At 72.4% G+C, this 10577-nt stretch carries 8 protein-coding genes; 2 read left to right on the plus strand and 6 right to left on the minus strand.

The window, feature by feature from the left end:
- Positions 1–131 precede the first annotated feature (131 nt).
- Positions 132–404: a DUF2530 domain-containing protein gene (locus ACWD4B_RS23345; protein WP_451422557.1), complete on the plus strand. Its 273-nt coding sequence runs from the start codon at positions 132–134 to the stop codon at positions 402–404.
- Between the two features lie 77 nt (positions 405–481).
- Positions 482–2857 (plus strand): HAD-IC family P-type ATPase, encoded by a 2376-nt coding sequence (locus tag ACWD4B_RS23350; RefSeq protein ID WP_451422558.1) that lies wholly within the window; start codon positions 482–484, stop codon positions 2855–2857.
- Between the two features lie 155 nt (positions 2858–3012).
- Here the strand turns inward: ACWD4B_RS23350 and ACWD4B_RS23355 are convergent, their stop codons facing one another.
- From ACWD4B_RS23355 to ACWD4B_RS23380, 6 genes are all read right to left on the minus strand, one after another.
- Complete coding sequence (locus tag ACWD4B_RS23355) at positions 3013–3201, minus strand: DUF1059 domain-containing protein (protein ID WP_336414694.1); 189 nt, start codon at positions 3199–3201, stop codon at positions 3013–3015.
- Between the two features lie 24 nt (positions 3202–3225).
- Positions 3226–4068, minus strand: coding sequence for a hypothetical protein (locus ACWD4B_RS23360; protein WP_451422559.1), 843 nt, complete (start codon positions 4066–4068; stop codon positions 3226–3228).
- A 386-nt stretch (positions 4069–4454) separates the two neighbouring features.
- On the minus strand, positions 4455–5264 hold the full coding sequence (locus ACWD4B_RS23365) for a helix-turn-helix domain-containing protein (RefSeq protein ID WP_451422560.1): 810 nt from the start codon (positions 5262–5264) through the stop codon (positions 4455–4457).
- Positions 5265–5489: 225 nt separating this feature from the next.
- Entirely contained in the window at positions 5490–5930 is a 441-nt protein-coding gene (locus tag ACWD4B_RS23370) for a hypothetical protein (protein WP_451422561.1), read from the minus strand.
- Positions 5931–6134: 204 nt separating this feature from the next.
- Positions 6135–9269, minus strand: a complete 3135-nt coding sequence (locus ACWD4B_RS23375) for a sacsin N-terminal ATP-binding-like domain-containing protein (RefSeq protein ID WP_451422562.1) — start codon at positions 9267–9269, stop codon at positions 6135–6137.
- 93 nt (positions 9270–9362) lie between these two features.
- The gene (locus tag ACWD4B_RS23380; protein WP_451422563.1) at positions 9363–10253 is read right to left on the minus strand and encodes a DUF3027 domain-containing protein; all 891 of its coding nucleotides are present in this window, start codon (positions 10251–10253) and stop codon (positions 9363–9365) included.
- Positions 10254–10577: the final 324 nt, after the last annotated feature.

The following is a 10577-nucleotide window of genomic DNA, read 5'->3' on the forward strand; positions in this document are numbered from 1 at the left end:
GGGACGGAAGAAAAGGATCACGATTGGAGGATCAAACAAAACCACTCAATCAAATCCAGGCTTATTCAGTATGAACAAACAAAGCCCGGATGGCTAATCGCCCACTTCAGGGACGCACTAGGCTGAACGCCATGACGAAATGGACTCCCCGGCACGAAGCACCCGAGCCCTTGGAGGGCCCGGTCGTCGGCACCATCACCGGCGGCACGATCCTGTGGTTCGTCCTCTTCGTCGCCCAGCTGCCCTTCTACGGCTGGTTCCGGGACCACGGACACCTGTGGTGGCTGTGGACCTGCCTGGCCGGCGGCGGGCTCGGCCTCGTCGGCATCTGGTACGTCCGCAAGCGGGACGCCGCCATCAAGCGGCACAAGGCCGCGCAGCAGGCCGAATCCGTCCGGGGCTGACCACTTTCGCAACGCTCCGGGACCCTCCGGACCGCTCCGAAAGGTGAACGGGCCCGTCCGCCCGTACCGTCGGATCCATGAGCGATCCGGTGGAGACTGTCGCCCCCGCGCCCGGACTCACCGCCCGCGAGGTCGCCGAGCGCGTCGCCCGGGGCGAGGTCAACGACGTGCCCGTCCGCTCCTCGCGCTCGCTGGCGGACATCGTCCGCGCCAACGTCCTCACCCGGTTCAACGCGATCATCGGCGTGCTCTTCCTGATCATCCTGGTGGTCGGACCGATCCAGGACGGTCTCTTCGGGTTCGTGATCGTCGCCAACACCGCGATCGGCATCTTCCAGGAACTGCGCGCCAAGAAGACCCTGGACTCCCTCGCCCTCATCGGCGAGGTCCGCCCCACCGTGCGCCGCGACGGCGCGCCCGTCGCGATCCCCACCGACCGGATCGTCCTCGGCGACCTCATCGAACTCGGCCCGGGCGACAAGTGCGTCGTGGACGGCGAGGTCGCCGAGGCCGACGGGCTGGAGATCGACGAGTCGCTGCTGACCGGCGAGGCCGACCCCGTGCTGAAACGGCCCGGCGACCCGGTGATGTCCGGCTCCTTCGTCGTCGCCGGGAACGGCGCCTTCACCGCGACCAAGGTCGGGCGCCAGGCCTACGCCGCCCAACTGGCCGAGGAGGCCTCCCGCTTCACGCTCGTCCACTCCGAACTGCGCAGCGGCATCAGCCAGATCCTCAAGTTCGTCACCTGGATGATGCTCCCGGCCGCCATCGGCCTCATCGTCAGCCAGCTGGTGGTGCAGAAGCACGACTGGCACGAGGCGGTGCGCCGCATGGTGGCCGGTATCGTCCCCATGGTCCCCGAGGGCCTCGTCCTGCTGACGTCCGTCGCCTTCGCCATCGGCGTCATCCGGCTGGGCCGGCAGCAGTGCCTGGTCCAGGAACTGCCCGCGATCGAGGGCCTCGCCCGCGTCGACACCGTCTGCCTGGACAAGACCGGCACCCTCACCGAGGGCGGCATGGACGTCAGCGAACTGCGCGTCCTGCCCGGCGCCCGCGCCGACGAGACCTACGTGCGCCAGGTCCTCGGCGCCCTGGGCGAGTCCGACCCGCGCCCCAACGCCAGCCTCCAGGCCATCATCGACGCCTACCCCGACGGCTCCGGCTGGCGCTGCACCGAGTCACTGCCCTTTTCCTCCGCCCGCAAGTACAGCGGCGCCGCCCTCAACAGCCCCGACGCGGAGAGCAGCAACTGGCTGCTGGGCGCCCCCGACGTGCTGCTGCCCGAGGGCGACACGGCCCTGACGGAGATCGAACAGCTCAACGCCCAGGGACTGCGGGTGCTCCTGCTCGCCCGCACCGAGCGCGACCTGGACGACCCACGGGTCGCGCACGGCGCCCGCCCCACCGCCCTGGTCGTCCTGGAACAGCGGCTGCGCTCCGACGCGGCCGACACGCTGCGCTACTTCGCGGAGCAGAACGTCTCCGCGAAGGTCATCTCCGGCGACAACGCGGTCTCCGTCGGCGCCGTCGCCGCCAAGCTCGCCCTGCCGGGCGCCGACGCGCCCGTCGACGCGCGACGACTGCCGGCTGAGCCGGAGGCGATGGCCGAAGTCCTCGACCGGGGCGCGGTGTTCGGCCGCGTCACCCCGCAGCAGAAGCGGGACATGGTGGGCGCCCTGCAGTCGCGGGGCCACACGGTGGCCATGACCGGCGACGGCGTCAACGACGTGCTCGCCCTCAAGGACGCCGACATCGGCGTGTCGATGGGCTCCGGTTCGGAGGCGACGCGCGCCGTCGCCCAGATCGTGCTGCTCAACAACAGCTTCGCGACGCTGCCGTCCGTCGTCGCCGAGGGCCGCCGCGTCATCGGCAACATCACGCGCGTGGCGACCCTGTTCCTGACGAAGACGGCCTACTCGGTACTCCTGGCGATCCTGGTGGTGTGCACGCGGGTCCCGTACCCCTTCCTGCCACGGCACTTGACGCTGCTGTCGACGCTGACGATCGGCGTCCCCGCCTTCTTCCTGGCACTCGCCCCCAACAAGGAGCGCGCGAGGCCGCACTTCGTGCGCCGGGTGATGCGCTACGCGATCCCCTCCGGGCTGATCGCGGGAACGGCCACCTTCGTCGCATACGTCCTGGCCCGCGCCCACTACGCGGGCCAGGACGGCGCGTTGGGGGCGGAGACGAGCGCGGCGACGCTCACGCTCTTCCTCGTCTCCCTGTGGGTCCTCGCGATCATCGCGCGCCCGTACACGTGGTGGCGCGTCGCCCTGGTCCTGGCCATGGGCGCGGGCTTCGTGATCGTGCTCCTGACGCCGTGGCTGCAGCGCTTCTTCGCGCTGCGGCTGGTGGGCACGACGATGCCGTGGGCCGCCGTGGGGATCGCGGTCACGGCGGCTTGCATTTTGGAGTTCACCTGGCGGTGGGTGAGCCGGCGCTGGCCGGCCTAGGGCGCCCCGTAAGGGGCGCGGGGAACTGCGCGAGCAACCCCCACCGGCCCGCAGTCGACGCACTACACCAGAGGTCCGGGGCGAAGCCCCGAGTACGTCGGCTGCGGGCGCGTCGTGGCCGGTCGCGCAGTTCCCCGCGCCCCTTACGGGGCGCCCTAGGCGGCCTTCTCGTCCTCCAGCAGCCCGCGGATCTGCTCGCGGAGCTCGGGGGTGTCCTCGTGCTTGTGCACGGAGACGGCGTGCGCGGTGGCGGCGCGCAGGACCTCTTCCTCCTCACCGGCGATGGTGAGGGTGCAGTGGGACTCACTGGGGTACTTGCGGCAGTCGGCAACTTTTCTGGTCATGGTGGCCTCGCCTCCACGACCAGTTTAGGACGGGGTGTTTGTGCTGGTCAGGGCGTTACGAGGCACCCGTTCCGAGCGGGCCAGGGCGCGCAGGCGGGCGACGTGGGCGCGGACGTTGTTGTCGTCCGCTGTTTGAGCCTCGCGGTCGTCGTGGCGGCAGGTGCGGCACAGTCCGCCGGGCAGGGCCTCGGGCGGCCCGGGGACACGGCACCCGGTGCACTCCATGATGCGGAGGGGCGCGGCGACCGGCTCGGGCTCGGGCGGCATCTTGTCGGTGAGCCGCTTGCGGGCAAGGGCGCCCGGGGCATGGACGGGAGAGGGGAGCCGGTCAGTGAGCACCTGGACGAGGTGCGCTGCGGGGACGCCTCGGGCCAGCCACTCGGCGGCCAACGGCTCCAGGGCCGCGCACTCCTTCGCGGAGAGCGTCATACGGGCGTCGGTGCGGCCGAGTGCGGCGAGGGCGGTGTAGGCGGCGGTGCGCTCGGGCGGGTGAACGGGCTGCGGTGGTACGGCTGCCGTCCCTGCGGGCGAATCGCCGGACAGGAACTGCCGCCACCAGGCGTCGGTGCGCGGGGTGCGGGAGAAGTAGGTGCGCTGGACCCACTGCGTACGGTGGCCGTCGACCCGTTCACGGACGCGGCGCAGGTGCCCGGCGGCGGAGATCGCCTTGAGGGCGGAGGCCACGGCCTGCTGCCCGTAGGCGGCGATCTCCTTGGCCAGGGTCTTGATGTCCATGGCGGCACCGTCGGGCAGCCGGTCGATGTGCGCGGCGACGGAAGCCTCACGGGGCGCGAGGTGCGCGAACGTGCGGGCGGTCCGGGGGGCTTGATCGGGAACGCTGCGCTTCCCGTAGCCGGATCGAGCCATTGGGGCCGCGTACGGGGACGCGGCAGGGCTAAGCTTGGCGTCAGCCATGAGATCGTCCTTACCGATCTTGTTGGTCAGACCCCCGTTCCGGTGCTCTAACACCGGGCGGGGGTTGCTTGCTGATGGGCACGCTACACGGCGGGGGCGCGCCGGAGCGCCGTGCACGAGAAATGTCATCCGCACGTGTGCATACGGGAGTTGGGGAGGGTGGGTGGGTCTGACGACCCACCATTCCTTGGAAAGAGCGCTCGGATCCCGGGGCCCGAAACTCGGGGTGGGTCAGGGTATGGATATGCGCTGGACCGTGAGAGGGCCAGACGCGTCCCGCCGAAGCCGAGCTTCGAGTCCCGGACTCCGATGCCATCAGGGCATGCAGCAACCTTCGCTCACACTCCATCCGCCAACTTGCCGATCAGTTCGGCCGATTCCTCGGGCCTGAGAGCTTGCCCTGCAATGGCTGCGTAGCGCCGGGACAGGAGGCTCACCTGTTCAGCGGATTCGCAAAACATCTGAACCAGTTGCCCCTCCACGTAGGCAAGGCGGTTGTGATCCGGCAGATCCAAGAGGGTGAAGGCCCCGCAGAGTCCAGAGTGCCAGCCTCCTGTCGCCATCACCTGAACCTTCACATTCCGCCGGGCGCCCACCTCCAGCAGCTGCCGCAGCTGCCGCCGGTGCGCCTCGGCACTCCCGAGCCGATGGCGCAACACAGCTTCCTGAACAACATAGTTGAACGTTCTATCCTGATCCTGCAGAAGCGACTGCCGACCCAACCGGTTCGCCACGAGTTCGTCGACTCCCTCATCGTTCACGGGTGGCCAACGAGCGGCAAACATCGTGCGCATCGTCTCCTCGGTCTGAAGGAGCCCCGGAAACGTCAGCGGGTGATAGGCACTGGTGGCGACCGCCTCGACCTCGTACCGCCTGTAGTCCCGTTGCTGCACCAAAATAGAATCGGGCTGCAGATACTCCAGTCCGGCGAGCAACTTCCCCCGCGCCCCACACATTTCATCCGCGATCTGCAGCACCCGCTCAGTAGGCCGCCGCCGACCCAGCTCCATCGACTCGATGGTCGCGTACCCGTACCCAGCCTCTTTGGCCAACTCCTCCCGCGTGAACCCGGCGCCCGTCCGCCACAGCTTCACCTGGTTCCCGACATACCGCCAGCCGAGCGGCGGCTGGGACGTCTCGTCCGTCACCGCACCCCACCTCCCCGGAGCCCGAGGGGCGCAGGCCCGTCACCCGCACCCACCTCGCTACCGCGGATCCTGCTCGGCAACCAGCCCGCTTTCAGCTCAAACGGCCGAACTCACTGCTTGGGGTGACGAAGTGCGGTGCGTGATCGCGCCCCAAAGGGGCGCGGGGAACTGCGCGACAAGCCACGACGAGCCCGCAGCCGACGCACCGCACTTCCCACGGAGCGCTCAGCTGCACGAACCGTTGCCGAGGGCGTTCAAGTGGCAGGTGAGGGTGGCGATGTCGGTGACACTCTCAGTCGATTGGTTGGTCTGCAGGTCGGTGACCGTGACGTGCGAGACCTCCCCGTTGTGGACCGTTCCGAGGTCCAGGGTGAGCGGGACGGTGTAGCCCTCGTTCCCGCCGTTGCCGGGTTCCGACGTGCTTCCTTCGCCCAGTTCCAGTCCGGTGTCGAGGGCGACTGCGGTCAGGCCCTCCCTGGCCGGGAAGGCCGTGTTGATGAGTTCACCCCTGACATCGACGGGGATGTGGGCCAGCACATCCATCCGCGTGATGGTGACGGCGAGAGCGTCGGCGGGGGCTGCGTGGGCGGCCGGTGCCGTCGCCAGCCCTGCCGCGGCGACGGCCAGGGCTGCGATACCGGCGAGGCGAGGTCGTACGTTGCGCATTGCCTGTTCCCTTCCTGGCTACGGAGCCAGGTGGATCCGGGTGGATCCGGTGAAACCCTGCGGTGCGCGACGGCTCCGTAGTGCTCGGAGTGTCACCCCGGCGGAATGATTTCCTCCAGACAGGTGAAAGCAGTAAACAGGGCGCATTGGGTTACGAAACGGGCGCTCGGCGCATACGACCGCGTATCGAAGCCCCCCGGCCTTCTACTCGAACCAGCGCAGCCGCCCCAGTTCCTCACCCCGCGACGAATCCTCCAGCAGGGCCGCCACCTCGAAACGGCGTGCCCATGCGCCCGCCGACCAGGCCAGGCCCGCCGCCACGCCCTCCAGGGTCGCCGCGTGGAGGATGCCGTCCGGGCCCAGGCGCCAGTCCAGTTCGACGCCGTCGATCACCAGCTCCTCGTGCTCCACGTACGTCGCGGGAGCGCCCGGCAGCAGCGACTGCACCTCCTCCGGGACCTCGCGGGTCTCACCCGCCCCCGCCTCCGCCGTCGCCACGACGAACTCGCCGAGGCGGCGCACCTGGAGCAAGTCCGCCAGTTCCGCCGCCCAGGCCGGCGGCACGGGGAGCAGGGCGTGGCCGGACGCCAGGGGGAGCAGGTCGGGGGCGTCCGCGACCAGCGCCTCCGCCGCGTCCACGACACGGACCTCGCCGTCGACGACGGCGCGCAGCTCGTCGGGGAGGGTGACCTCATCGGGATCCATGGACGCCAACGCGCCGTACAGGCCGTGCAGTTGACCGGCCGTCACCTCGCGCTCCGGGTCCGCCAGGCGGGACAGGAGCTCGGCCGCACCACCGGGCTCGTCCAGCAGGGCCGCGACCGACGTGCGCACGCCCAGCGCGCGCAGCACCTGCTCGTCGGCGAGGCCCGCCGCGTCCGCCGCCTCGTACAGGCCCGCGAGCAGCGGGTCGCCGCCCTCCGCGCGCAGGCCGGCGGGGCGGCGGCCGTCCAGGACGGGGTGGCCGCGCAGCCACCACGCGGCGTACGGGCGCACGGACTCGGTCGTGCCGTCCGGCAGCAGGACGCGTACGGGCGCGGTCAGCGCGTCCCGCAGCGGCGGCTGTGCGAGCAGGGCGAGGGCCTGCGGCCAGGCGTCGTCGTCGACGAGGTCCAGGTCGCGCACGGCGACGATCTCGGTGGCGACGGGCGGCACGGAGGTGTCGGGGAGGCGGTCCAGCACGTCCTCGCACCACACGTCGACGGCGTCGAGCAGACCCACGTCGTCCGGTTCGGCGAAGTCGCCGTCGCGGGGCTCCAGTTCGTCGGGGTCGAGGACGACGTCCGTGGCGCGCACGAGCGCGAAGCCGGCCAGCACGCCGACGGCGGTGAGCGGCTGTTCGCCCCAGCGTTCGGCCAGTTCGGCGTCGCACGCGGCGAGTTCACCGGGACGGATGACCTGTTCGAACGGGCTGCCGGGGAGGACGAGTTCGCCTGCCGGTGCCAATTCGCCGTCCTCGTCGGGGAGGGCGAGGGCGGCGAGCCAGGGCTCGTCGCCGGGGGCGAGGTCCGCGTCGCGGACGAGGGTGAGGACGGTCTCGACCAGCGCGTCGGGGTCGAGGCCCTCCTCGTCCCAGATCTCGTCGGCGTCCAGCGACGCCGCGACCGCCGCACGGATCTGGGGCGTCGTCAGGATCGCGCGCGGCGACGCCGGGGTCGCCCCCAGCTTCTCCAGCAGCGGGTGGGCCGCGTCGGGGTGGACGACCTTCAGGCCGAGCCGGGACAGGCGCTGCGAGCCCGTCTCGTCCGCGAGGGGCAGCAGGACCTGGCGCGGCCCGACGGCCGTCCGGCCGTCGGCAAGGGGTACCGGCAGGCCGGTGAGCCGGTCCGGGTCGACGCCGGCGAGGCTCTCGTAGAGCCGCCACCACCACCCCGCCTCGCGCTCCACGCCCGCCAGGCGGTCGACGACCTCGCCCAGCGGCACGCGGGCCACACCGAGCGCACGCAGCTCCTGGCGGCGCTCCAGGCCCGCGGGCAGCAGGCTGGGGAACAGCTCGCCCAGGACGGCGACGGTCCCGGCGCCCGCGCCCTCCGCGACCTCGGCCTCCACGGGCCGCAGGGCGTGCGGCTCCTCCGTGGTCTCCCCCTCGTCCCCCTCCTCCGGCTCGCGGGCCGCGCCCGCGCTCGGCAGGAAGGCCACGCGGGGCAGCCGGTCCAGGATCCGGCGGCGCAGCTCGGCGTCCAGCGGGCTCGTCGCGAGCGGCGACGGTACGAGGTCGAGGGTGCCGGCGGAGACGGGGTGCCAGTCGGCGAGCAGCGCCGCGTAGGTCTCGGCGGCGCGCTCGGTGAGGAAGTCCGTGAGCGGGCCGGGGGCCGTGCGGCGGCGGGTGGGCTCCAGCGGGAACGTCGCGATCAGCAGCGCGGGCAGGCCCAGGGGCTCGTCGGTGGGGGTCGGCGCGTGCAGCACGGGGGCGGTGCCGGGACGGACCGGGACACCGTCCGGACCGGCCGGGACGGCCCAGGTCAGGGACCAGGCGGGGCGCAGGCGTTCCTCGACGGGGCGGTCCGCGAGGAGGGCCGCGTCCAGCCGGCCCCCGGCGTGCTCCACGCGCCAGCGGGTGGCGGTGCCGCGGTCCGAGTCGTCGACCAGCACGTACGGGCCGTCCTGACCGCGCGTCAGGGTGCGGGTCCGCCCGTCCGGGGTCTCCACGGCCACCTCGGCCAGGCCGGGCAGGGCGAGCAGGAGCGCGTCGTCGACGTCCCGGAGCAGCCGTTCGGCGAGGTCCTCCGCGGCGCCGTCGCGCAGCGGCATGACCACGACCGTGTCGTAGCCCTCGGGAGCGGTGCCCTCGGCGGGCAGCGGCAGGCGCAGCAGGGGGACGTGACCGTCGCGGCGGCGGATCTCCTCGGCGAGCTCGGGGGTGTCCCCGGCGGCGGCCACGGCCAGGTCGTGCGCCTCCGACAGGGACCAGCGGACGCCGCCGGTACGGCTGATGACGGCGGGTTCGTCGGTGACGGAGAGGACCGCGGAGAAGCCGACGCCGAACCGGCCGACGGTCCCGGCGAGCTCCGCGTCGTCGCGCTTGGCCGAGGCACGCAGGGTGGAGAGGGACTCCACGCCGGCCGCGTCCAGCGGGGCACCGGTGTTGGCCGCGGCCAGGACCGGCCGCTCGCCCGGCCCGGCGGCGTGCAGCGTCAGGCGCAGGCGGCCCGTGACGCCGGCCCGGGCGGCGGCGTCGGCGGCGTTCTGGGCGAGCTCCACCACGAGCCGGTCGCGGTAGCCGCCGAGGACCAGGTCCTCCTCGGCGTTGGCGTCCTCCCGGAACCGCGCGGGGGACGCGGCCCACGCGTCCAGCACTCCGCGCCGCAGGCGTGCGGTGCCGAAGAGGTCGTCGGTCACGTTGGTGGTCTCCTAGCTGCTGAGCGCCCCGAAGGGGCGCGGGGAACTGCGCGACAAGCCAGAACGAGCCCGCACCCGAAACCCGGCGCCCCGTCAGGAGTGCCCGAGGTCCTCCTCGGCGGCACCCTCCGCGGCCTCCGGCCGCAACGGCATCAGATCGACGAGCGTCTCGTCGATGACCGGCGGCGCCGGCCGCGGCGGCTTCGGCATGACGGCGGCCTCCGAGTGGCCGCCGCAGCCGTAGGACAGGGACACCACGTGGCCGTCCGCAGGACCGAACTCGTTGCCGCAGACGCCGAACGCCTGGCCGAGCGATCCCCCGATGGGGATCAGGAAGCCGCAGCTGACGCAGGACGCGGGCGCCGCCTGCGCCATCGGGGTCTTCGCGCCGTACGACTCGTCCCAGCGGTCGGCGGCCGTGTGCAGCCCGTAGCGGGACAGGACGCGGGCGCGGCGCATGCCGAGCTCCTCGGCCAGGGAGGCGATCGAACCGCGCACGGGCGCGGTCGGCTGCGCGGACGGCGGCCCGGCGGAGACCTCGGCGTCCTCGGCGTCGACCAGCTCGGTCATCTCCCGGGAGACGGCGGAGTTCGGCGGCGGCACGTCCTCACCGGTCCAGCCCGGCTCCAGGCGCAGGTCCTCCGCGTCGGTGGGCAGCAGGTCGCCGGGGCCCATGTCGCCGGGGCGCAGGCGCTCGCTCCACGGCACCCACTCGGGGGCGAGGAGGGCGTCGGGCCCGGGCAGCAGCACCGTCTCGTCGACGGTGACGGCCTTGGCACGGGAGGCGCGGGCGACGGTGACGGCCCAGCGCCAGCCCCGGTAGCCGGGGTCGTCGCAGGCGAAGTAGTGCGTGACGACCCGGTCCCCGTCGGCGAGGGCCTCGACGTGCTCGCCGACCTTCCCGGGGAGCGCCGCCTCCTCGGCGGCCTCCCGGGCGAGTTCGACCGCCTCGGCGCACAGGCGGTCCGGGGTACGGCTTCGCATCGCAGCACTCACAAGAATCGATTCTCTCTTCCACGCCGTCTCACGAGTGCGCCTGCCGGACGACCGGGGCGGCGGACGGAGCGGACCGGGGGACCGCGTCGACGTCCGCGCCCGATCGGTTTCGAGCGCACCTGGTCCTCCCTATTCTGCGGGATCAGGACCCGGAGTGCGGCCAACCAAACGACCAGCGACGGCGCGCTGTGCACGCTACCCCGCAAAGCCGCTCGGGGGATACCCGGGCTCCCCCCTCCAGGGGGTTGCCAGGCCCGCGCCCCGCAGGGGCGCGGGGAACTGCGCGAGCAACCACCGACGGCCAGATCGGAA

It is taken from the genome of Streptomyces sp. NPDC002536, from assembly GCF_053594995.1.